This window comes from Kribbella turkmenica, assembly GCF_004348725.1.
In the GTDB taxonomy this organism is placed as follows: domain Bacteria; phylum Actinomycetota; class Actinomycetes; order Propionibacteriales; family Kribbellaceae; genus Kribbella; species Kribbella turkmenica.
Genome location: NZ_SMKR01000011.1, coordinates 1 through 22,878 on the forward strand (window position 1 = coordinate 1; position 22,878 = coordinate 22,878).

General features: G+C 69.3%; 18 protein-coding genes and 2 pseudogenes. 5 read left to right on the forward strand and 15 right to left on the reverse strand.

Annotated features, from left to right (window positions below):
- Positions 1-215: pseudogene (locus E1218_RS36995) on the reverse strand (hypothetical protein); the annotation flags it as partial.
- A gap of 327 nt (positions 216-542) precedes the next feature.
- Here E1218_RS36995 and E1218_RS04110 point away from each other — a divergent pair.
- Positions 543-1,970, forward strand: a complete 1,428-nt coding sequence (locus E1218_RS04110) for a S8 family peptidase (RefSeq protein WP_132316389.1) — start codon at positions 543-545, stop codon at positions 1,968-1,970.
- A gap of 214 nt (positions 1,971-2,184) precedes the next feature.
- Here E1218_RS04110 and E1218_RS04115 read toward each other — a convergent pair whose 3' ends face one another.
- The 4 genes from E1218_RS04115 to pdhA form a co-directional block, all read right to left on the reverse strand.
- Positions 2,185-3,018, reverse strand: coding sequence for a DMT family transporter (locus E1218_RS04115; RefSeq protein WP_202865762.1), 834 nt, complete (start codon positions 3,016-3,018; stop codon positions 2,185-2,187).
- A gap of 210 nt (positions 3,019-3,228) precedes the next feature.
- Positions 3,229-4,686 (reverse strand): dihydrolipoamide acetyltransferase family protein, encoded by a 1,458-nt coding sequence (locus tag E1218_RS04120; protein WP_202865763.1) that lies wholly within the window; start codon positions 4,684-4,686, stop codon positions 3,229-3,231.
- The gene (locus tag E1218_RS04125) at positions 4,686-5,663 is read right to left on the reverse strand and encodes an alpha-ketoacid dehydrogenase subunit beta (RefSeq protein WP_202865764.1); all 978 of its coding nucleotides are present in this window, start codon (positions 5,661-5,663) and stop codon (positions 4,686-4,688) included. The genes E1218_RS04120 and E1218_RS04125 overlap by 1 nt, the downstream gene beginning before the upstream one ends.
- Positions 5,663-6,829: a pyruvate dehydrogenase (acetyl-transferring) E1 component subunit alpha gene (pdhA, locus tag E1218_RS04130; protein ID WP_132316393.1), complete on the reverse strand. Its 1,167-nt coding sequence runs from the start codon at positions 6,827-6,829 to the stop codon at positions 5,663-5,665. The genes E1218_RS04125 and pdhA overlap by 1 nt, the downstream gene beginning before the upstream one ends.
- Before the next feature lie 517 nt (positions 6,830-7,346).
- On the opposite strand from pdhA, the gene E1218_RS04135 reads away from it, so the two are divergent.
- Both E1218_RS04135 and E1218_RS04140 read left to right on the forward strand, forming a co-directional pair.
- On the forward strand, positions 7,347-8,297 hold the full coding sequence (locus E1218_RS04135) for an EamA family transporter (protein ID WP_132316395.1): 951 nt from the start codon (positions 7,347-7,349) through the stop codon (positions 8,295-8,297).
- A gap of 473 nt (positions 8,298-8,770) precedes the next feature.
- Positions 8,771-9,358 carry a hypothetical protein gene (locus tag E1218_RS04140; protein WP_132316397.1) on the forward strand — a complete coding sequence of 196 codons (588 nt, stop codon included), beginning with the start codon at positions 8,771-8,773 and terminating at the stop codon, positions 9,356-9,358.
- Between the two features lie 369 nt (positions 9,359-9,727).
- Here the strand turns inward: E1218_RS04140 and E1218_RS38080 are convergent.
- A pseudogene (locus tag E1218_RS38080) lies at positions 9,728-10,366 on the reverse strand (SDR family NAD(P)-dependent oxidoreductase); the annotation flags it as partial.
- Positions 10,363-11,442, reverse strand: a complete 1,080-nt coding sequence (gene hisC, locus E1218_RS04150; RefSeq protein WP_132316399.1) for a histidinol-phosphate transaminase — start codon at positions 11,440-11,442, stop codon at positions 10,363-10,365. The pseudogene E1218_RS38080 and the gene hisC, both read right to left, overlap by 4 nt.
- 198 nt (positions 11,443-11,640) lie before the next feature.
- Between hisC and E1218_RS04155 the strand changes: the two genes are divergently transcribed.
- Positions 11,641-12,513 (forward strand): dimethylarginine dimethylaminohydrolase family protein, encoded by an 873-nt coding sequence (locus E1218_RS04155; protein WP_132316401.1) that lies wholly within the window; start codon positions 11,641-11,643, stop codon positions 12,511-12,513.
- Between the two features lie 9 nt (positions 12,514-12,522).
- Here E1218_RS04155 and E1218_RS04160 read toward each other — a convergent pair whose 3' ends face one another.
- Both E1218_RS04160 and E1218_RS04165 read right to left on the reverse strand, forming a co-directional pair.
- On the reverse strand, positions 12,523-13,125 hold the full coding sequence (locus tag E1218_RS04160; protein ID WP_132316403.1) for a PEGA domain-containing protein: 603 nt from the start codon (positions 13,123-13,125) through the stop codon (positions 12,523-12,525).
- Positions 13,118-14,722: a phage tail tip lysozyme gene (locus E1218_RS04165; RefSeq protein ID WP_132316405.1), complete on the reverse strand. Its 1,605-nt coding sequence runs from the start codon at positions 14,720-14,722 to the stop codon at positions 13,118-13,120. The genes E1218_RS04160 and E1218_RS04165 overlap by 8 nt, the downstream gene beginning before the upstream one ends.
- A 182-nt stretch (positions 14,723-14,904) precedes the next feature.
- Here E1218_RS04165 and E1218_RS04170 point away from each other — a divergent pair, with 182 nt between their 5' ends.
- Positions 14,905-15,573 (forward strand): GntR family transcriptional regulator, encoded by a 669-nt coding sequence (locus E1218_RS04170; protein WP_132316406.1) that lies wholly within the window; start codon positions 14,905-14,907, stop codon positions 15,571-15,573.
- On the opposite strand, the gene E1218_RS04175 is transcribed toward E1218_RS04170, so the two are convergent.
- From E1218_RS04175 to E1218_RS04200, 6 genes are all read right to left on the reverse strand, one after another.
- Entirely contained in the window at positions 15,557-17,605 is a 2,049-nt protein-coding gene (locus E1218_RS04175; RefSeq protein ID WP_132316408.1) for a hypothetical protein, read from the reverse strand. The two genes, E1218_RS04170 and E1218_RS04175, sit on opposite strands and share 17 nt — an antisense overlap.
- 69 nt (positions 17,606-17,674) lie before the next feature.
- Entirely contained in the window at positions 17,675-18,928 is a 1,254-nt protein-coding gene (locus E1218_RS04180; RefSeq protein ID WP_132316410.1) for an enolase C-terminal domain-like protein, read from the reverse strand.
- 32 nt (positions 18,929-18,960) lie between these two features.
- Positions 18,961-19,734 carry an SDR family NAD(P)-dependent oxidoreductase gene (locus tag E1218_RS04185; RefSeq protein WP_132316412.1) on the reverse strand — a complete coding sequence of 258 codons (774 nt, stop codon included), beginning with the start codon at positions 19,732-19,734 and terminating at the stop codon, positions 18,961-18,963.
- A 101-nt stretch (positions 19,735-19,835) separates the two neighbouring features.
- Positions 19,836-20,660: a carbohydrate ABC transporter permease gene (locus E1218_RS04190; protein WP_132316413.1), complete on the reverse strand. Its 825-nt coding sequence runs from the start codon at positions 20,658-20,660 to the stop codon at positions 19,836-19,838.
- A complete protein-coding gene (locus E1218_RS04195) occupies positions 20,657-21,586 on the reverse strand; it encodes a carbohydrate ABC transporter permease (protein WP_233711993.1) in 930 nt (309 codons plus the stop codon). The genes E1218_RS04190 and E1218_RS04195 overlap by 4 nt, the downstream gene beginning before the upstream one ends.
- Positions 21,583-22,878 carry an ABC transporter substrate-binding protein gene (locus E1218_RS04200; protein ID WP_202865765.1) on the reverse strand — a complete coding sequence of 432 codons (1,296 nt, stop codon included), beginning with the start codon at positions 22,876-22,878 and terminating at the stop codon, positions 21,583-21,585. The genes E1218_RS04195 and E1218_RS04200 overlap by 4 nt, the downstream gene beginning before the upstream one ends.

A 22,878-nucleotide genomic window follows, 5' to 3' on the forward strand; every position in this document is an offset into this window, starting at 1 on the left:
CCCTCGGTGAGCAGCTCTCCGCCCGGATACGTGCGGTCGAGGATAGCGGCCTTCACGTACGCGTAGACGCGCTCGGCTGCCGGGATCTTCTCCACCCCCGGCGCCGCCTCGACCACCACCCGGGCGATCTCCGCGGTCTCGTCCCCCAACTGGATGTCGGCCCCGGTCCGGGCCCGTGCTGTCGCCGGCTCATGCTCCGGCACCCCGCCTGTCACTGAACTCCCTTACCCATACGACTGGTATCTCTGTTGTATCTATCTTAGCAACCGTCGGCCGTCCACCGTTGTTCCCCAGCTTGTCCACCAGTTATCCACAGGCCAACCCACAGATGTGGGCAACCCGCTGTGCACAACCGGACCGTGGGTAGTGACGAACCGCCTCACCACCGAGAGCAGCGCGACTGCGCGTTGTCGGTCGTGGCTGCAGGTGCAGGGTTTCCCCTGCGTTGTGGATGAAGATCTCCGCCGTCCCGGAAACCGGCCTAGAGTTTCGGGTTACCTAGCTCTTGGGGCCCACCGGCCCCCGCCCCTGGAGGAGTCCGCGTGACCCGAAGCTCCCGTTCCCGCCGGCTGACCGCCGGCCTGGCCGCCGCCGGGCTGGCCCTGACCGCCCTCGGCGCCACCACGGCGAACGCCGTACCGGCCGCCGACCGAGCCACGGTGGCCGCGCCTGGACCGCTGATGAACTACGTCGTCAACAGCAAGGCCTCACCGGGGCACGTCCGCAAGGTCGAGAAGGCGGTCGAGGCGGCCGGCGGCACGGTGCTGCAGGCGTACAGCCAGCTCGGCGTCGTGGTCGCCCAGTCCACGAACCCGGACTTCAAGTCCGCTGTCCGCGCGGGCAAGTACGGGCGGGAGGTGCAGTCCGTCGGCGCCACCCGGACGGCCGCCGTCAGCGAGGGGCCGGCCGCGTCCGGGCTGAAGTCGCTCGGCGAGGCCGAGGCGGCGCCGGTGCCGGATCCGCGCGAGGTCGACCAGTGGGACATGGTCCAGATCAAGGCGGACCTGGCGCACGCGGTCACCGACGGCTCCCGCCGGGTCCTGGTCGGCATCAACGACAGCGGCGTCGACGACGCCCACCCGGACCTCGCGCCGAACTTCTCCGCGGCGGATTCGGTCAGCTGCGTCGACAACGGCGTACCGGACCGGAGCGAGGGTGCCTGGCGGCCGACCACCAGCTCGCACGGCACGCACGTCGCCGGAACCGTCGCGGCCGCACGCAACGGTGTCGGCATCGTCGGGGTCGCGCCAGGCGTCCGGATCGCGTCCGTCAAGGTGGTGAACGACGACGGATTCATCTACCCGGAGTACGCGATCTGTGGTTTCGTGTGGGCCGCCGAGCGCCACATGGACATCACCAACCACAGCTACTTCATCGACCCGTACATGTTCTGGTGCAAGGACAACGGTGACCAGGGCGCCGTGCAGGAAGCGGTGCGCCGTGCGGTCGACTACGCCACCGGGCGCGGTGTCCTGTCCGTCGCGGCGGCCGGCAACGCGAACTACGACCTGGCCAACAAGACCACCGACACCAGCAGCCCGAACGACACCACCCCGGTGACGCGGACGATCGACAACGACTGCCTGGACATGCCGACCGAGTTGCCCGGCGTGGTCACCGTCGCCAGCACGACCCGGACCGGCGTCCGCAGCGGCTTCTCGAACTTCGGACTCGACAAGATCGACGTCGCCGCGCCCGGTAGCTCGATCCTGTCCACACTGCCCGGCGGCGGCTACGGAAACATGAGCGGTACGTCGATGGCGTCGCCGCACGTCGCCGGCGTCGCGGCCCTGATGAAGTCGACCCATCCGTGGTGGGGCCCGCGCCAACTCGAGTCCGCCCTGCGCACGCAGGCCGACGACACGGCCTGCCCGACCGCCCCGGTCGACACCCGCTGCACCGGCACCACCGACAACAACGCCTTCTACGGCGAAGGCCTGGCCGACTCCCTCGACGCCGTCCACCGCTAACCAGTCCGAGAGGGGGTCCCCCGCCCGGGACCCCCTCTCCTCACAACTCGGGTCACCTCACGCGCGGCTCCTTGGTCGCCGTGCCACGCACCCGGCCGTACGCACCGTGTGTGCACTGTGCTCGCGGAGGCGACGGCAGTCACTCGACGGACCACGTTCCGCCGACGACTGTGATCGTCCGGCGGGCGCTCGTGTCTCATCCACCGTCCGTGGTTCAACTCACGCTGATCAGCACGATGCCGGCGACCACTACGACGGCGGCCAAGGCTCGGCGGGGGCCGAAGCGTTCGCCGAAGAAGAGGGTGCCGATGACGGCGCCGAAGATGATGCTGGTTTCGCGAAGGGCGGCGATCGCGGCGAGGGTGCCGCGGGTCTGGGCCCAGAGGACGAGACCGTAGGCGACCATCGAGACGAGGCCGCCGCCGAGGCCGGTGAGGATGGCCGATCGGGGTTGCCGGAAGACACCGGGGCCGCGGACGCCCAGTGAGACGAGCGGGACAAGGAAGCCCTGGATCATGAAAACCCACCCCAGGTACGTGATCACCGGCATCTTGTGGACCGCGATGCCGTCGACCACCGTGTAGGCCGCGATCGCGAGGCCCGTGCCGACGGCGGCGAGCAGGGCCGTCGTCTGCGTCCGTCCGCCGGTCCGCCCGATGAAGACGAGGGCGATCAACCCGGCCGAGATCAGCAGTACGCCGGCCAGCTCGGCCACGGCGAGACGCTGGTGCAGTACGACGATCGACACCACAGCCACCACCCACGGCGACGTACCGCGGGCCAGTGGATACATCTGGCTGAACTGGCCGAGCTCGTACGACACCAGCAACCCCGTGTAGTACAGACAGTGCAGGACAACCGAGGCGGCGATGTACGGCCACGTCCCGGCCGGCGGGGGACCGCTGATCACGACGGCCATCAGCCCGACGACCCCAGTCGACAGGCCGAGCAGCGCGAACCCGGCCACCCGGTCCGGCACCCCGTGCGCCATCGCGTTCCAGGCCGCGTGCAGCACCGCCGCACCGAGCACCACCATCAACACGAGCACCGCTCCACCCTCTCACCAAGGTTCGCGCGCCCATCCAAGTACGAGGCGCGGTATCCGGTCGGCGTGGTACGGCGAGCTCGGGGAGGTGGCTGCCGCGCATCAGCTCGGTGCGGGCGGGCGGGCGACCGTGAAAGCTCGCTCTCACTCTGCGCTGAGATGCGCGAAGGCCCGGGCGGTGGTCGCCCGGGCCTTCGTCGTCCGTCGTACTGCTCAGAACATCAGGGCGCGGGCGGGGTCCTCGAGGATGCCGGCGACGTCGGCGAGGAAGATGGAGCCCTTCTCGCCGTCGATCATCCGGTGGTCGAAGGACAGCGCCAGCGTGGTGATCCAGCGGGGCACGATCTCGTCGTCCACCACCCACGGCTGCTTGCGGACCGCGCCGAACGCGAGGATGGCGGCCTCACCCGGGTTGATGATCGGCGTCCCGGCGTCGACCCCGAACACGCCCACGTTGGTGATCGTGAACGAGCCGCCCGCCTGGTCGGCCGGCTGGGTCTTGCCCTCGCGAGCCGTCGCGACCAGGTCGTTCAGCGCTGCGCAGAGGTCGGGCAGCGTGAGCGAGTCGGCGCGCTTGATGTTCGGCACGATCAGGCCGCGCGGAGTGGCCGCGGCGATCCCGAGGTTCATCGAGGCCTTGTAGACGATCTCCTGGGCCTGCTCGTCCCAGGCCGCGTTGACGATCGGCGTACGGCGGGCCGCCAGGGTGACCGCCTTCGCGACGATCAGCAGCGGCGAGACCCGGAGGTCCCGGAACGCCTTGTCACCCTTCAACCGCTCGACCAGCGCCATCGTCTCGGTGACGTCGACGGTGATCCACTCGGTCACGTGCGGAGCGGTGAACGCGCTGGCCACCATCGCCTGCGCCATCACCTTCTGCACACCCTTGATCGGCACCCGGGTGTCACCCTGCCCGCTCACCACAGGCGCGGCCTCGACCGGCGCGACAGCAACCGTAGGCTCGGCCACCTGAGCACCGGCAGCGTGTGACTCGACGTCCGCCCGGGTGATGATCCCGCCGTCACCGGTCGGAGTCACCGCAGCCAGGTCGATCCCCAGGTCCTTCGCCAACTTCCGCACCGGCGGCTTCGCCAGCACGTGCACGGAGCCAACGTTGCCTTCAGCAACGGGAGACGAGGAGGGGGCGGCCGGAACCGGGGCGCCAACCGGTCCAGGCTGAGCGACGCCTGCGGCACCCACCGCAGTGCCAGGCTGCGCACCACCGGCCGGAGCCGGCGCCGAGCCGGCGGAGGCTGCGGGCTCGGCGCCCTTGCGGGGGCGGCGCTTGGCTTCGGTGGTGCGGGGGCCGTAGCCGACGAGGACCGCGGTGCGGCCACCGGGGGATTCGCCGCCGATCTTGCCGGCTTCGGGCTCGTCCGGGATCGCGGGGACCATGTCGTCGGCGAGCTGACCCTCGTCGCCGGCGGCGGACTCGGTCTGGACGGCGATGATCGGCGTACCGACCGGGACCGTCTCGCCCTCCGGCACGAGCAGCTCGGTGACGGTGCCGGCGAACGGCACCGGCAGCTCGACCAGCGACTTCGCCGTCTCGATCTCGACCACGGTGTCGTTCAGCTTGACCGTGTCGCCGGGCTTGACCTTCCAGCTGACGATCTCGGCCTCGACCAAACCCTCACCGACATCGGGGAGCCGGAACTGCTGGATGCCCATCAGTACTCCATCACCCGGTCGACGACGTCGAGCACGCGGTCGAGGTCGGGCAGGTACTCCTCCTCCATCCGCGACGGCGGATAGGGCATGTCGAACCCGGCGACCCGCAGGACCGGCGCCTCGAGGTGGTAAAAACACTCCTCGGTGATCCGGGCGGCGAGCTCGGCCCCCGGGCCGAGCGTGAACGGCGCCTCGTGGACGACGACCGCGCGCCGGGTCTTCTTCACGGACGCGAAGATCGCCGGCAGGTCCAGCGGCGAGATCGTCCGCAGGTCGACCACCTCGAGCTGCCGTCCGTCCTCGACCGCGGCCTCGGCGGCCTGCACGCAGGTCTTCACCATCGGGCCCCAGCAGAACAGCGTCGCGTCGGTGCCCTCGCGGATCACCTTCGACTGGTGCAGCGGCAGCGCGGGCGGGACGGACTCGTCCAGCTCGGCCTTCTCGTGGTACCGCCGCTTCGGCTCGAAGAAGACGACCGGGTCGTCGGAGGCGATCGCCTGCTGGATCATCCAGTACGCGTCCACCGGGTCGCCGCAGGAGACCACCTTCAGTCCGGCGACGTGCGCGAACAGCGACTCCGGCGACTCCGAGTGGTGCTCGACCGCGCCGATGCCGCCGCCGAACGGGATCCGGATGACGACCGGCATCTTGATCTTGCCGAGCGACCGGTAGTGCATCTTCGCGACCTGGTTGATGATCTGGTCGTACGCCGGGAAGACGAACCCGTCGAACTGGATCTCGCAGACCGGCCGGTAGCCGCGCAGCGCCAGGCCGACCGCGGTGCCGATGATGCCGGACTCGGCCAGCGGGGTGTCGATCACCCGGTCCTCGCCGAAGTCCTTCTGCAGGCCCTCGGTGACCCGGAAGACACCGCCGAGCTTGCCGATGTCCTCACCCATCACGACGACCTTCGGGTCGGCCTCCATGGCCGCCCGCAGGCCCATGTTGATGCCCTTGCCGAGGCTGATCTTCGCCATCAGTGACCCTCACCTTCGAACGAGGCGGCGTACGCGGCGTATTGCTGCTTCTGCTCGGCCAGCTGTGCGGTCTGCTCGACGTACACGTGGTCGAAAAAGTCGGTCAGCGACGGATCCGGCATGGACAGGCAGCCGGCCCGCAGCTCCGCGGCGATCTTGTCCGCGTCGGCGTCGATCTGGTCGAACCACTCGGCGTCGACACCGGCCGAGCGGGTCAGGTAGGCGCGGACGCGGGCGATCGGGTCCTTGAGCTTCCAGTGCTCGAGATCCTCGTTTAGCCGGTACTTCGTGGGGTCGTCGGAGGTGGTGTGCGCACCCATCCGGTACGTGTACGCCTCGACCAGGGTCGGGCCGCTGCCCTCGCGGGCCCGCTTCAGCGCCTGCTGGGAGACGGCGTACGTCGCGAGGACGTCGTTGCCGTCGACGCGGACGCCGGGGAAGCCGAAGCCGGCCGCGCGCTGGTAGAGCGGGATCCGGGTCTGCCGGTCGATCGGCTCGGAGATGGCCCACTGGTTGTTCTGGCAGAAGAACACGACCGGTGCGTTGAACACCGAGGCCCAGATGAACGCCTCGTTGACGTCGCCCTGGCTGCTGGCGCCGTCGCCGAAGTACGCGATCGTCGCCTCGCCGTTCTCGGCGTCGCCGATGGCGTGGTCGCGCTGCTGACCCATCGCGTACCCGGTCGCGTGCAGCGTCTGGGCGCCGATCACGATCGTGTACAGGTGGAAGTTGTTGTCGCGCGGGTCCCAGGCTCCCTGGTCGACGCCGCGGAAGAGGCCGAGCAGCCGCAGCGGGTCGACGCCCTGGCAGAAGGCGACGCCGTGCTCGCGGTAGGTCGGGAAGACCATGTCCTTGCTGTTGAGGGCGCGGCCGGAGCCGATCTGCGCGGCTTCCTGGCCGAGCAGCGATGCCCAGATCCCGAGCTCACCCTGGCGCTGCAGGGCGGTCGCCTCGGTGTCGATCCGGCGGACCAGGACCATGTCCCGGTAGAAGCCCTTGATCGCCTCGTCGTCCAGGTCGAACGAGTAGTCCGGGTGCTTGACGCGCTCACCTTCGGGCGTCAGCAACTGGACGAACTCGACCTCCTCGGAGGCCTGGGGCGGACTGACCGGCGCCTCGTGGGGCGCGAACACTTCCGGGACGGTACCCGGCACCGACTCACTCACATGCACTCCTCGGGTTCGAGCGCGGGATCGCCGCGACCGCAACGTTGCACGGGGGCCGGCCCTTCAGCCGGGTGAGGCTTCGCAGGCAGGACCGCGTGGATCCAGGGGTTGATGCACTGTCTCTCTACCAGTAGACCTCCTCACCGGCCTGCCTGGCTGTATTACTTGCCGCACACCGTACCCAGCAGTTGCCTGATCCGCTAACTGTCTGGACGCTCGCGGGTACGGCGGTACCGAAACTGGTCCTCGGCTGAGACACCAGTCCGTCAAGTGGTCATATCTTTCCGCTCATGTGACAGGCAATCGCTGAGTCGTGCGACAAGCGTCACAACTGGATACCGATTGTGGCAGCTCCTGCTGCCGGACCGACCTGCCCGGCCGGCGCCGACCTCGGCCGGGAGGACCTGACCTGGCGGGAAACAGCGGATTGCTGACCGGAAACCGCCTTGCGCCGATCCGCGCCGACGCCTAGCGTAATGACTGTTCTTGCATTACACCCCTGACGGTGAGGACGAGGATGGCTGCCGCTTCCCCTGCCGCTCTGCCTGACGCCAGCGGCGGCCGGCAGGCGTCCACGGCGATGATCTGGTCCGCGCTCGCGGTGGTGTACGTCGTTTGGGGTTCGACCTACCTCGGGATCCGGGTGGTCGTCGAGGCCGAGATCCCGCCGATGCTCGGCATGTCCGCCCGGTTCCTGGTGGCCGGCGTCCTGCTGGCCGCCTTCCTGAGCCTGAAGTCGGGGTGGCGCCGGCTCCGGATCACCCGGCAGGAGGCGGTCGGCGCGGCGGTCGTCGGCCTGCTGCTTCTCGCCTTCGGCAACGGCGCGGTCGCGATCGCGGAGCAGACTGTGCCGTCCGGGCTCGCGGCACTGCTGGTGGCCGCGATCCCGCTGTGGCTGATGCTGCTGCGCGTCGGTGGCGGCGATCGTCCGCGCGCGCTCACGTGGGTCGGCGTACTGATCGGCTTCGGCGGCGTCGCGCTGCTCGCGCTCTCCGGCGGCGACACGAGTGCGAAGCCGCTGTCGGTCGCGATCCTGGTCGTCGGCACGATCTGCTGGGCGACCGGCTCACGGTTCTCCCCACGCCTCGGTCTGCCGCGCGACCCGCTGGTGGCCGCGCTCTACGAGATGCTGTTCGGCGGTACGGCGATGGTGCTGATCGGCGTACTGCGGGGAGAGCCCGGGCGGCTCCACCTCGACCGGATCGACACGTCCGGGTGGATCGCGCTGGCCTACCTGATCGCGTTCGGGTCGCTGCTCGCGTACACGGCGTACAGCTATCTGCTGGCGAACGCCCCGATCTCGCTGATCGGCACCTACGCCTACGTGAACCCAGGCGTCGCCGTGCTGCTCGGCTGGCTGATCCTGGACGAGCACGTCACCTGGCAGATCCTCTTCGGCGGCGCGGTGATCATCGTCGGCGTGGCGCTGGTGGTGACGGCCGAGCGCCGGCCGCGGACGACGTCCTGAGAAGGAAAGACCCGGGCCCCTGAGGACCCGGGTCTCCCACCGCTGCCGATGCGCGCGGCAGCGGGACCTGGTTGCCGTCCGGCACTGTGCCCCGAAAAAACACGGCGCGGAACTACGGCAATGGTTCCAACGATATTCCGATTCATCATGGTATTGCCAATTCGGCGACCACCGAGCCCACCGAAAACAATCTTCCGAATCACCGGGTTTCATCCGTCACCCGCGCAGACTCAACGACGGACCCCCGCATCGGTTACGGCCCCCGCCGAGCAGGAGAGAGAAGTGTTCCACCTGCCCGGTTACCGGCAAGTTGCCTGGTCAGAGCGGGTTCGTTGCGCTGTCAGCAAACCCATCACGCGGGGGCTATGAGGCCGGCCTGGGTCGAATAGCTGACGAAAAAGTTTGTAACCGTCCCCGCCAGGTGTCGTTACCACTAAGACGAATCCGTCAAACCCGAAAGGAAACCTGGCATAATGCAGGTAACTCGCAAGATCGCCGCTGCCGCGGCCGTGGCGACCGTCGCCACCCTGGGCCTGGCCACCGTCGTGAGCGCGAACATGATCGACGACGCCAAGAGCACCACCGGCCTGGCCGACGCGGCGTCCCTGGCCAGCAAGGGCTACGGCAAGGGCGGCAAGCACTGGTACTGGGTGAAGGGTGACGGCTCGCTCGTCTCCGTCGACCAGAACAACCTCGGCCCGTTCCAGGCGTGCCACAACTTCGTTCCGGTCAACGCGGTCGGCGGCCAGGTGCCCGTCACCGACATCACCGGGATCGTCGGTCTGAGCAACGACGGCAACAGCGCGACCGCCGTCAAGACCTGCGAGCTGGACTCGGAGCAGAACAACAGCAAGTGGTACCGCGTCGGTGACGACGGCCTCGTGTCGGTCAGCCGCAACAACGTCGGCCCGTTCCAGGTCTGCCACAACGACGTTCCGGTGAACGCCGTCGGTGGGCAGGTCCCGGTCAGCGACCTGGCCGGCGTCCTGGGCCTGGGCAACGACGGCAACTCCGTCGACGTGCTCAAGACCTGCGAGCTGGACTCCGAGCAGGACAACTGACCCCTCCCTGGTCAGTGATGCAGGACCCGAAAGAGTCACCTCGGTGGGGCGACTGATTCGGTAACAGCAACGGCGGCGCCGGGAGAAAGCCTCACTCCTCCCGGCGCCGTTCCACCCCCGGCCCCCGTCCCAGCGCGGGCCGGGCGTTTTCTCGTCCTCAGGCGTACCGCGGGCGGGGTGACCACCAGCCGGGGCTTGACCAGGAACTGGTGGCAGACCACCTGAAATATCCTGTTCACGGGCACCGTCGAGTGCTGCCTGCCCCCAGAGCCGGCGCGGCTGAGTGAGCTCCAGCCAGAGGTTCCTCAGGTCCACGCAGGAGCCGTTGGGTAGGTCGCGGGTGAGCAGGGACCAGATGCCGGCGGCTGCCTCGGCGGGGGTGGAGAGGGCGCCGGTGTTCTTGAGGTCGTGGAAGCGGCCGACCGTCGGGAAGTTCTCGGCGGAGGTGGCGCGGATCTCGGACTGCATGGCGGTGTCGACCACGCCGGGGGCCACCGCGATGACCCGGCAGCCGTCGGCAGCTTGTTCGGCGCCGGTGGTGCGGACCCAGTGTTCGACGGCGGCTTTGCCCGCGTTGTAGGAGGACCAGCCGGCGTACGCCGTCTTGGCCGCGCCGGACGACAGCATCACCAGGTGGCGATCGCATCGAAGCGCAGCCGTCGCCCGGAGGAAGGCTCGGCCTAGAACCTGGGGTGCGGCCGAGTTCAGCAGGACCGCGCGGGCGTACTCGTCGCGGTCGGCCGCGGCCGCCGGGGCGATCGGCGTGATCGTGCCGGCGTTGTGGACGAAGACGACCCGCTCGCCGTCGTACCCGGCCAGCTCCTCGCGGAAGTGCTCCTCGACGCGTACCCAGTCACCGGGGTCCGCGAGGTCGGCCTTGAAGTGCTCGGCCGGGCCGCCGCCGCGGCGCGACAGGTCGATGACCCGGGCGTCGGCGTACGGGACCGACGCCGCCAGCGCCGCGCCGATCCCGGCAGACGCGCCCGAGATCCAGACCAGCGAGCTCACTGGCGCCAGGCGCGGGCGACGGAAAGGAACAGGTCGTTGGCTTCGCGTTCGCCGATGCTGACCCGGGCGCCGTCACCGGGGAACGGGCGGACCGAAACGCCTTCGGCCTGGACCGCCTCCGCGAACGCGACGGTGTCGTCGCCGAGCGGCATCCAGACGAAGTTCGCGTGCGTCTCCGGCACGTCCCACCCGGCCGCGCGCAGCTCGCCGACCATTCGCGTCCGCTCGGTCACCAGCGCCTCGACCCGCTCGAGCAGCTCCTCCTCCACGGCCAGCGACGCGATCGCCGCGGCCTGGGCGACGTGGCTGACGCCGAACGGGAGCGCGCACTTGCGGATCGCGGCCACGACCGGCGGGTGCGCGACGGCGTACCCGACCCGGAAGCCGGCCAGGCCGTAGGCCTTCGAGAAAGTCCGCAATACGACCACGTTGGGCCGGTCCCGGTACACGTCGATCCCGTCGACGATCTCGGGTTCGCGGACGAACTCGCGGTACGCCTCGTCGATCACGACCAGCACGTTCGACGGTACGACGTCCAGGAACGCGAGCAACTCGTCCCGGCGTACGACCGGACCGGTGGGGTTGTTCGGCGTGCACACCAGGACGGCCTTGGTGCGCTCGGTGAGCGCGGCCTCCATCGCCTTGAAGTCGTGCCGGGCGTCGTCGGTCAGCGGCACCTGGACCGACGTCGCGCCGGTGAGCTGGACCGCGATCGGGTAGGCCTCGAACGAGCGCCACGCGTAGACGACCTCGTCACCGTCGGTGCACGACGCCTGCAGCAGGTGGTACAGCAGCGCGACCGACCCGGTTGCGACAGCGAGGTCGCTGGTCGGTACGCCGAACCGGGCCGACAGCGCCTCGAGCAGGTCGACCGCGCCCATGTCGGGGTAGCGGTTCATCTGTCCCGCGGCCTCGGTCGCGGCGGCGAGGACACCTGGCAGCGGCGGGTACGGGTTCTCGTTGCTGGACAACTTGTACGTCGGCCGGCCGTCGGTGCGCGCGGGCGGACGACCGGGCTTGTAAGCCGCCACATCGTCCAGACAGCCGCGGAAGCGAACCTCGTTGTCAGGGGTCATGACCGCAGGTTAGTCCTTACACCAGCGGCGGACCAGCCTGTCTTGATCACATCCGACGACTGTGTTGCGTACGGCCGGGCGAGGCTGCACACTGACTGATTGTCGGACAATCAGGGGATCTGGCAAAGGATGTCAAGAGGCACCGCGCCCGTCGCTTCGCTCAGGGGCGCGGGGTGAGTCGGGAGCAGAGGGGTGTGCATGAGTGAGTCGCTGGAGTGGGGTCGCCGGTATCTGATGGTCCGCCCGGACCACTTCCGGATCGACTACGTGATCAACCCGTACATGTCCACGCAGGATCAGCCGGATTCCGAGCTGGCGCTGAAGCAGTGGGACTCGCTGCGACAGGCGATCGCGGACGCCGGCGGCGAGGTCGAGGTGCTCGCGCAGCGGCCCGACTCGCCGGACATGGTCTACGCGATGAACCTGGGGTTGGCGACCGTGGACGGGCGGGCCATGCTCTCGCACATGCGGTTCGAGCCGCGGCGGAGGGAGTCGCTCACGGCGGGCGACTGGTTCACCGAGCACGGGTTCGCGCTCGGCCGGACCGGGTCGGACGGGGTCGGGCCGCACTTCGAGTCCGGGGACGCGTTCGTGTTCGGCGACAGCCTCGTCGTCGGCTACGGGCCGCGCACCGAGGCCGAGGCGCTCGAGCACCTGGCGACCGAGTGGGGTATCCGGGTGCGCGGGATGCGCATCGCGCACGAGGGCATGTACCACCTCGACCTGCCGTTCTGCCCGGTCGACAGCACGCACGCGATGGTCTACCCGCCGGCGTTCGACGCCGAGAGCCAGGCGGAGCTGTTCGGGATCGTGCCGGACCCGATCGTGCTCACCGACGAGGAGGCGTTCGCGTTCAGCGCGAACTCGATCGTGGTGAACGAGACGATCGTCATGCCGGCGTGCTCACCCCGCCTGCGCGAGATCCTCACCGGCCTCGGCCTGCGCGTGGTCGTCCTCGACCTCACCGAGTTCCACAAGGGTGGCGGCTCCGTCCGGTGCCTCACCAACCCCCTCGACTTCCCGCTCACCCGGATCACCAGGCTCGGCGGAGAACTGATCCTCCCCGCCTGAGACCACGGGCTACTTGGTGTAGATCAGTTCCAGGGTCTCGGGCTTGTAGCCGTGGCCGGTGAGCCACTCGAGGGCCTTCTTGCGGCCTTCGGAGTCGGTGATCTTGATGTAGAAGGCGAGGTACTCGGGGTCACCGGGGTGATCCTGCGAGATGCCCTGGTTGACCGTGAAACCGGGCCCGATGTACGGGAGCTCCTGGAGGATCGGGTACTTCGCCTGCAGCCGGGCGTTCAGCTCGTCGAAGCGGCGGCCGGCCTCGGACTCCGCCTCCAACTGCTCCCCCGGGTGCGACTTCTCCCAGGCGCGGCCTTCGGCGCTGTTCGAGAACAGGTACATCTTGTACCGCGAGTCCTTCGTCATTTGGACGGTCTGGGTGTAGCTCTGGAAACCACGCCGCTCACCGGTGAGCGTGTGCGTGCCTTCCTTGACCTTGATCTCTCCGTTGGCCGGGATCTGCCTGCCGTCCAGGGTGAGCGTCAGGTCGCTCGGGATCGACCGCACGGTCAGCGTGTGCTCGGGACTGCCGCGGAAGGCGAGGTACCCGCCGAGCACCACCAGCGCGACCACGATGACCGTGCCGCTGAGAACGAACAGCCGCCGGTTCTCATCCATCAGACGAAGCTCCAGATTGCTTGAGCCGGGCCACCGTGTAGTGGCCGCGGGAGTCGGAGAAGTACACGTGCGACGCCTCCGGCACGTGACCGTACAACGACGCCGACGCGGCGTTGTACGTCCTCCCGTCGCCGCCTTCGTAGTTCCCGGTGTACAGGTAGGTGTGGCCGTCGATGATGAAGATGTCGCCGGGCCGCAGCTGCCCCTCGTTGTTCAGGTTCTCGTAGATGTCGTACCTGCCCGAACTGCGCAGGTAGTCCATCTGGACGCCGGTCCCACGGACGGCGTACTCCGGATCGACACCGCTCATCCTCATCACGGTAGCCACGAACACGCCGCAGTCGGTCAGCACGTCCTCGCCGGAGGAGCCGTTGTAATCCCGCACGGCCTGCTCGTAGGTGGGGTTGATCGGCTTCGGGGAATGGCCGTGTCCCGGCGTGTCCCAGGCCAGCTGGAGGGCGGTCCGGACGATGTCGCCGTTGCCGGCGCCGCAGCTCGCGCCGCCTTCGCCCGGCGCGGCGCCGCCGAAGGTGGACAGCACCTCCCGGGCCGCGGTCTTGCGCTGGGTGTAGCGCGGGTTGCTGAGGTCCTCGGAGCCGGCGAACCGTTCGTAGTACCGGCCGAAGGCGACGGCCGCGTCCTCCGCGGAGTCCGCCTGTTCGAGCATGTCACCGGCGTGCGCCTCCGGGATCGCGGTCTCCCCGGCCAGCTGTTTCTTGAGGAACTCCAGCTGATACTCCAGAGACCCGATGACGGCGTCGTCGACGCCCGCCTCCCGGGACGGCCGGATCATCTTGCCGGCCGGGGTCCACTGCACGATGCCCCAGCCGAGCGGACTGTCGATCGCGTCGGCCGGGTTGGTGACCTGGCCGGGCGGGGTGTTCTGCAGCCGGCCGGGCTCGACGCCCGACTCGTGGATCATGTTGCCGACGATCCCGGCGGCCTGCTCCTTGCTGTACCCGTTCGAGGTGAAGTAGTTGAAGGCCTTCTGCTGGTTGTTCGACCCGACCAGGGTGCTGCAGCCGCAGCCGGACTCGGTCTCGCCGGTGTCCTCGCCGAAGGTGTCGTTGTCCGGGTCGGGGTCGACGGCCTCGAGGTCTCCGCCCTCGTCCTTCTGCACCCACAGCTCGAAGTGCAGGTGGTCACCGGACAGCCCCGGGCTGGCTTCGCTGCCGGAGCCGGAGGTGCCGATCTGGTCGCCGCGCTCGACCTCCTGGTCGACCCGGACGGAGATGTCCTTGAAGTACTTGTACCGGGTCTCGACCCCCTCGTCGTGCCGGATCCTGACCTGGTTGCCGGCGATCGAGACGACCCTGCCGTCCTCGGCGGCGTAGACCTTGCTGCCTTCGTCGACGTCGAAGTCGATGCCGCGATGGGCGCTCCGGCCGCGGCCGCCGGACTCCGACCAGCGCACGTCGATCTCGTGCCGGTCCGTCGGCCAGGCGAAGGCCTTGCCCTCACTCTGGGTGGGCACACAGGCGTCCGCGCTCGCCATCCCGGCCAGGCCGCCGAGGATCAGCGCCAGCACGATCAGCAGCGGCAGGAACAGCACCAGCAGGACGCCGCCGAGGATCGGCAGTGCTTTGCTGTCACCCACGATCGGCTCCTCGCTGGCTCAGCGGCCCTCCACGCCGGATCGTGGAGAGGGGCGGCCACTGGGGAAAATGCTGCCCCAAAACCAGGTCATCACGTCGAGAGTTATCCACAGGCGGGTCGTCAACTGCGCCCGGGAACCGGGTCGCGCGCGACAACGGACCTTGACTGGACGAGAATCTTCCCATGTACGAACGGCTGCGGGTGGACCGCTCGACCACGGTGGACCGGGTGGTCGACGCGCTGCGCGCCGCCCTCTTCGCCGGCGACCTCGAACCCGGGACGCCGCTGCGCGAGCAGCCGCTCGCGGAAGCGCTGGGTGTTGCCCGGAGCACCGTTCGCGAGGCGATGACGATGCTGGTCACCGAGGGGCTGGCGATCCGCGAGCCGAACAAAGGCGTCAGCGTGGCGATCCTCCACCCGGACGCGGTCGCGGACATCTGCCGGGCCCGGTTCGTGCTGGAGTCGGCCGGGATCCGGGCGTGGTTCGACGCCGACGAGGCCGCGCGGGAGCAGGTCCGGGAGGCGATGCGGACGTTCGCCGCGACCGCGAAGGACGGCGCCGACCCGGAGGCGATGACCGAGACGCACCTGGCGATCCACCGCAGCCTGGTCGCGCTGACCGGCAGCGAGCGGCTGATCGCGACCGCGGACGCGGTCACCGGCGAGGCGCGGCTGGCGCTGGCGCGGGTCGACGCCCTGCGCCAGGACGCCCGGCAGCAGGTCGCCTCACACCGCAAACTGGTCCGCCTCCTGGAGCGCGGCGAGCTCGACGAGTGCGTCGAGGAGCTCCGCCGTCACCTCGCCGGCGCCCAGGAGTCCCTGCTCGAAGCGATCGCTACCCCGCCGGGCTGACCCCCGATGCGGCGACGGTGTAGGTCGTGGGGCCGACGCGGAGGCCGGTGAGGCGGGCGTCCGGGTCCAGGGCGGCGACCTGGGGATTCGCGGTGACGGTGCCGTCGAGCGCGACCTCGATGCCGAAGACGCCCTCGATGATCAGGCTGACCCAGGAACCGGACGACGAGCAGGACCAGTCGATCAGGTACGGGAACTGCGGTGGCGACTTCCGCGCACCGCCGGCCATCGCCGGCGCGGCCTCCTCGACGAAGTGGGCCTGACCGCACGGACCCTGGTTCGCCGAGCGCGCCAGCCCGGGCAGCCAGTCGAGTACGACGTCGCCCCGCCCGAGCGCGAACAACGCCCGTCCCGCGTCCGCCGGCCAGGCCGGATACGCCCCGTTCCACTGGTGGTCGGGCCGCAGGCTGAACGCGGCGTCCGCGTCGTACGGCGACAGCGCCCGCATCCACGTCGGCGTCTGCAGCTCCCGCTGGAAGAACGACACCATCTCGGTCTTCTGGGACTCCGAGAGGTCGGCCGCGATCGTCGTACCGACGATGTTGAAGTCGTAGCAGTGCCGGACCGGGACGAGCGAGCCGTCGGGCTGCCGGGCGTGCCAGAAGCCGACGCCCTCGATGTACAGCTCGTTGACGTGACCTGCCTGCTCATCGGCCTCCTTCAGCAGCAGGGTGGCGCGGTCGTCGTCGCGGGCGCGCGCGGCGACCTCGGCGGCCACCCGGAGGCACCAAACGTTGGCCGCGTTGAAGCTGGCCACCTCGTGCACGTAGCTGCTGACGCACTCCAGCAGGTTGTCGATACCGCCGTAGTCCGCGAGCGCGTGCTCACCTCGTAGTCCGCGCCACGCGGTCGCCCAGTCGTGCAGGTGCTCGGCCATCGGCTTGTCGCCCACCGCAGCGTCCAGGAAGCCGGCGTCGCCGGTGAACCGGACGTAGTCGCGGACCAGCCGCGTCATCGCGAAGTCGTTGACCGAGTACCAGTAGCCGACCGGTCCGCCGGTCAGCCACTCGGTACCGAAGTGCTTGTGGATGTCGAGGTCGACCCAGTGCTCGATGTGTTCGCGCATCGGCTCCGGATCGAGCAGGGCGTGCGTCAGCGACGACAGGCTGTAGTCCCAGATGAACGTCGTGGTCTGCCAGTACCGCGGCATCAGCGTGTCGTACGTCCGCCCGAGCACGCTGGCGGGGTTGTCCCGGCGGAACCAGATCACTCCGAGCACGCCCCACCAGTACAGCTTCCGCAGCGCCTCGTTCGAGGTCTCCAGGATCGGCAGCGACCCGCTGAACCCGTCGCCGTCCGGGTCGAAGGCGTCGGCGAGCGCCTTGTCCCACGCCGCCTCCGACGCCGCGAACACCGCCGGTACGTCGGCCGCACACGCGTCGAAGTGCTCGGCGGCCTCGGCCAGGTCGCCGGCCAGCACGTGCACGTAGCCGACCCGGCCGCGCCCGCAGGCATCCAGCTCAACCGTTGCCGTAAGCATCGACCGGTCCACCGACGAGGGCACGTCGAGACCCTGGAGACTCACCGCGGACCCGGACTCCCCGGTACCCGCCACGCGATCGTCAACCTTGGTCAGTGTGTTCGGCTCCGACGGGGGCTCCGGCTTCAGCCACCCGCTCGGCGAGCGCGTCGCCGTACTGTCCAGCGCGAAGCCGAGGCGGACCGTCCGGCCCGGCGTTCCCTCCACGTCGAGCTGGACGACGACGGCCGGCCGGCCGGGCGCACAGGCCGTGACCGACCGCAGTCCGAGTCCGTCGACGACGGTCGAGCGGACCACGCAGTCCGGCCGCCACAGCACCTCGACCGTGCCGCCGTACGAGCGGGCCAGGCGGCCGTCGACGGACAGCTGACCGGTGATGCAGTCGCCGTGCGAGTACGGCGGGAAGTTCACCGAGCGGATCGCGAACACGTCCAGGTCGACCTGCGCGGTGCCCAGGAAGTTGGTCAGCCCGGGCGGATTGAACATGTCGTCGTAGGTGTGCGTGAGGACGTCGCTCGCCAGGTCGGCGGAACGAGGGATCGTCATGGTCATGGGGCCTCCCGGCCTGGACTGAGGAGTGTAGAAAGCGAAGCGCCTGCAACGACGAGGGGGAGCCGGGAATCAGGGCCCCATGACACGGCGTGCCGGAGGCCCGGCAGAAGGTGCGGGGTCGGCCCAATCGGTGTTCGGGAGCAGGGGGTACCAGTCCGGGCGTGCCGGGTCGCGGTCGTACGGGTAGGGGCCGAGCTCGCGGAACAGCTCGGCGTACTCGGCGAGTTTGTCGCGGTCCAGCTCGACGCCCAGGCCGGGACCGTCGGGGACGGCGATCGCGCCGCCGCCGTACGGAAGCTTGCCGCCGGCAATGATGTCGTCCCGCAGGTGGTGGTAGTGGGCGTCGGCCGCGAACGAGAGGTTCGGTACGACGGCACCCAGGTGGAGCATCGTGGCCAGCTGGATGCCGAGCTCGCCCGAGGAGTGCACGGCGACGCCGAGCTGGAACGTCTCGCAGACGCCGGCGGCCTTGATGCACGGCCGGATGCCGCCCCAGAACGTGGTGTCCAGCAGGATCACGTCGACCGCGGGGTCGCGGACGTTGGCAGCGAGCTGCTCGAAGTTCACCACCACGGTGTTGGTGGCCAGTGGGATGGCGGTGTTCTCGCGGACCCGGCGCATCCCGTTCAGGCCCCAGGTCGGGTCCTCCAGGTAGTCGTTGTCGAGGTCCTCGATGCCCCGGGCGAACCGGATCGCCTCCTCGACGCCGAGCGCGCCGTTCGGGTCGAACCGCACCCGGTGACCGGGGAACGCCTCGGCCAGCGCGCGGAAGCACTCGCGCTCATAGTCCGGCGGGAAGACGCCGCCCTTGAGCTTGTGCACGCTGAAGCCGTGCTCGTCGACGAGCTCCCGCGCGTGCTCGACCAGCTGCTCGGCGGTCCGGATCTCCCCGGTGCCGTCGTCGGCCGGGTGCCGGAAGAACAGGTAGCTCGCGAACGGCACCGTCGAGCGGACCTTGCCGCCGAGCAGCTCGTGCACGGGCACGCCGTGCTCCTTGCCCTGCAAATCCAGGCAGGCGAACTCGATCGCCGCGAGCAGCTGCGTGCGGTTGTTGTACAGGCTCGCGGTCGGGTTGGCGAGCATCCAGCGCAGTGCCTCGGTCCGGGCCGGATCGTGGCCGACCAGGTACGGCTTCAGACCGGTGACCGCGGCCTCGGCGCTCTGCCCGCCGCCGCCCATCTCGCCCAGACCGATCAGTCCGTTGTCGGCCTCGACCTCGACGACCGTACGGACGAAGCGGCCCCAGTGCGCGCCGTTGCTGTGCCGCAGCGGCGCCTCGAGCGGCATCGTCACGGTGGTCGCCCGGATGTCCACGATTTTCATGGCTTCCCGCACCCCATCACCCCGGTCCGGCTTCACTTCTGATCCTCCGGCAGGACGACGGCCAAGCCGGCGGTCAGCCCACCATCGACCTTCACGTCCGCCCCGGTGACGAAGGCCGCGGCCGGGGACGCCAGGAAGTGGATGACCTCGGCCACCTCACCCGGGGTCGCCACCCGGCCGATCGGATGCGACCGGCCCCACTCGGCGACCACGTCGCCCGTCGACCGCCCACCACCGAACTCGGCGGCCGACGTCCGCAGCATCGGCGTGTCCACCGAGCCCGGGCAGACCGCGTTCACCCGGATCCCGTCGGCGGCGTGGTCCACCGCCATCGCCCGGACCAGGGACAGCAACGCGCCCTTTCCCATCGAGTACGCCGCCACACTCTTCTGCGCGGCGTACGCCTGCACGGACGCCACCACGACGACACTTCCGCCCCGGGGCAACTTCGGCACGAACGCCTGACAGGCGAAGAACACCCCGCCGACGTTCACCGCCATCACCTCGTCGAAGACCTCCGGCGGGGTGTCCACGACCGTCCCGTACCGCTGCACACCCGCAGCACAAACCAGCACGTCGACACGGCCGAGGTCCGCGGCGGCAGCGGCGAGCGCGGCACGGTCACCGACGTCGACCACCAGACCGCGCACCCCGAGCTCCTTCTCGAGCGCCGCCAGGGCGTCCGCGTCCCGGTCGAGGGCGACGACGCTGTCGCCGGAGGCGGCGAAGCGCTCGACGGCACCTCGCCCGATGCCGGCCGCACCCCCGGTGACGACGACGGTGCGAGTACCGGACGCCAGGGCCATCACAATTCCCCGATCCCGGCCGGCCGACGCTCACCGCGTCCGCCATCGGGCGATTGTGATGGCCTGGCGGTCCATAGCTGCTGCATGAATCCTCCGAGAGATCAGAACTGACCGAGGGCGAGGCCCCGGGAGAAGAAGCGTTGTGCGGCCAGGAAGAGGATGACCGTGGGCAGCGACACCAGCAGACCGCCGGCGAGCACGGTCGGCAGCGCGGCGCCGCCGTACGTGCTCTGCAGGCCGGTGAGCGCCGGCATGATCGGGCGGACCGACTCGGACTGGCTCAGGGTCAGGCCGAGCAGCAGGTCGTTCCAGACGAAGGTGGCCTGCAGGATGAAGATCGCGGCCAGCGCCGACCCGGCCATCGGCAGGTAGATGCTGCGGAAGATCCGGAACATCCCGCCGCCGTCGACGATCGCCGCTTCGAACACGCTACGCGCGATCCCGGTGAAGAAGTTGCGCATCACGAACGCCGAGAACGGAACGCTGATCGCGGTGTAGACGATGATCATGCCGGTCCGGGTGTCGTACAGGCCGGTGTCGGCGTACCCGGAGAACAGCGGCATCAGCACCATCTGCAGCGGGAAGATCGTGCCGCCGAAGATGACGACGAACCAGAGGAAGCCGTAGCGCAGCCGCAGGACGACGATCGCGTACCCTGCGGCCGCCCCGATCAGGACGGCGAGGATCGGCGACACCACGCTGTAGAGGGTCGTCGCGACCAGGGTGTCGCCGAGCGCGGCCTTGTCCCACGCCTCGGCGAAGTTGCCGAACAGCGAGAACCCGGACGGTTCCCACACCGTCGCCGCATCGTACCCGTCGACGGACTTCGACGCGTTCACGATCAGCAGGTAGAGCGGTGTCAGCCAGATCAGGCCGAGGACGACGAGCACCGCCGTCCGGACCGGCCCGGAGGAGGTCTTGTTCACTTCGGCTCCCCCAGTTGGTAGCGCAGGTACAGGATCGACGCGGCGAACGTGACCAGGCTCAGGAACAGCGCGATCGCGGAGCCCTGGCCGTAGTCGTTCAGCACGAACGTCTCCTTGTACATCGAGAGCGCGAGCGTCTCGGACGACGTACCAGGACCGCCCTGGGTCATCACCCAGACGACGTCGAAGGTCTTCAGGCTGCCGACGATCGACAGTCCGATGACCACCGTGGTGATCGGCCGGAGCTGCGGCCACAGGTGGTGCGAGAAGAGCCGCAAGCCCTCGGCGCCGTCCAGCCGGGCGGCCTCGAGCGGCTCGGCCGGGATGGACTGCAGCCCGACCACGAACAGCAGCGCGTTCACGCCGGCCGCCTGCCAGGTGACGGCGACGATCATCATCAGCGTGTTGCCCGGACCGGCCTGCAGCCAGCCGGTGTGCTCACCCGGCAGCCCGAAGAACCCCAATGCTTGTCCGAGCGCGCCGTCCGGCTGCAGCACGAACCCCCAGATGACACCCACGGCCACACCGGAGATCGCGTACGGCAGCAGGAACGGCAACCGCAGCCACGTGCCCCACTTGTGACCGTACGTCAGTACGGCGACCAGCAGCCCGAGCACCACGGGGAGCGACACCATGCCGACAACCCACAGCAGGGTGTTGACCAGCGCCCCTACCAGATCCGGGTCGCTGAACATCGCCTGGTAGTTGGCCAGCCCGGACCACACCGGCGACGCGAGCCCGTCGTAGTCGGTGAAGCTGACATATGTCGTCCACAGGAACGGCAGGTACAGCAGCAGCGCGACCACGGCCACGGCCGGCACCCCGAAGAGCGGCGCCACCCGGGCACCGGTCCGTGCCGAGGTGCTGGCCGGCGCCGCGCCGGCCCGCTGCTTGGCAGGGGCCGGCGGCTGGATGGTCGACGTCACTTCTGCTTGGCCCAGTACGCGTCCGCCTCGGCCTGGATCTTCTGCAGGCCGGGCATCGGATCGCCCGGCTTGGTGACGAACGCGCCGAACACCTCGAGCGCCTTGTTCGCGACCGGGACCGGCGTCGCCTCGAACCACCGGTTGATCAGCCGGTAACTAGCACTGCCGTCGCCGCCGACATCCTTGTTCAGCGCCGCCAGGCTCGGGTCCTTGACCTCGGCCTTCGGGTTGAAGGACAGGTCGCCGCGGGAGTTCGCCCACGCGGTCTGCGCCTGCGGGGTGACCCACCACTCGGTCCACTTCTTCACCGTGGAGGTGTGCTCGCTCTGAGCCGCCGAGCACACCGGGCCGGTCTCGAAGATCATCGAGGTCTTCGGCAGCGACGCGTTCACGTTCGGGATGACGAAGAAGTCGTAGTCGGTGCCCGCCTTCATCTTCAGCGAGTTCAGGTTCCCGCTGAACCAGGTGCCGAAGTTGATCATGCCGACGTCACCGTTCTTCAGCTGCGCCTGCGGCTCGGTCTTCGCGCCCGGGTCGCTGAAGTAGCCGGCGTCGATCATCTTCTTCCAGTCGTTCATCACCTCGACCACACCCGGGTCGGTGTACTTCGCCTTGCCCGCGGCCAGGGCGTCGTACAGGTCCGGGTCCTTGCCGGCCAGCAGCGTCTCGAACCAGACGAAGCTGAACAGGATGTTGGTCTGGTAGAACGGTTTCACCCCGGCCGCCTTGACCTTGTCGGCGACCGCGAGCAGCTCCGGCCAGGTCTTCGGAGTCTGGGTGATCCCGGCCTTCTTGAAGACGGCCTTGTTGTAGTACATCACCCAGTAGCCTGCGAGCAGCGGGAGGCAGTACTGCTTGTCGTCGTAGGTGAAGTACTGCTTGAGCTGCTCCGGTACGTTGCCGTCGGCAATCGCCTTGTCCCACTGCTCGGTGGTCTCGGCGACCAGCTTCTGGTCGACCAGGTCCTCCAGCTCCTTGCCGGTGTGCCAGGTGAACAGATCCGCCTTCTCCTTGGTCCGGAACGACGACCGGATGAACGCGGTGTAGGTGTTGGAGTCGGAATACCCGACCGGCTCCATCCCGACGCCGATGTCCTTCTTGCTGGCCGCGCCGACCTGGACGAAGGCGTCCTTCCAGCCGCCCTTGTCGTTGTAGAACTTGAGCGAGTCGACCGGCTTGTCCTCGCCCTCGGCGCCTTCCGGGCCGCCACCCCCGCCGCCGCAGGCGGACAGCACGAGCGCACCGGCCACCGCCAGAGCGGTCAGTGCTTTCCGGTTCGTGATGCGTTGCAT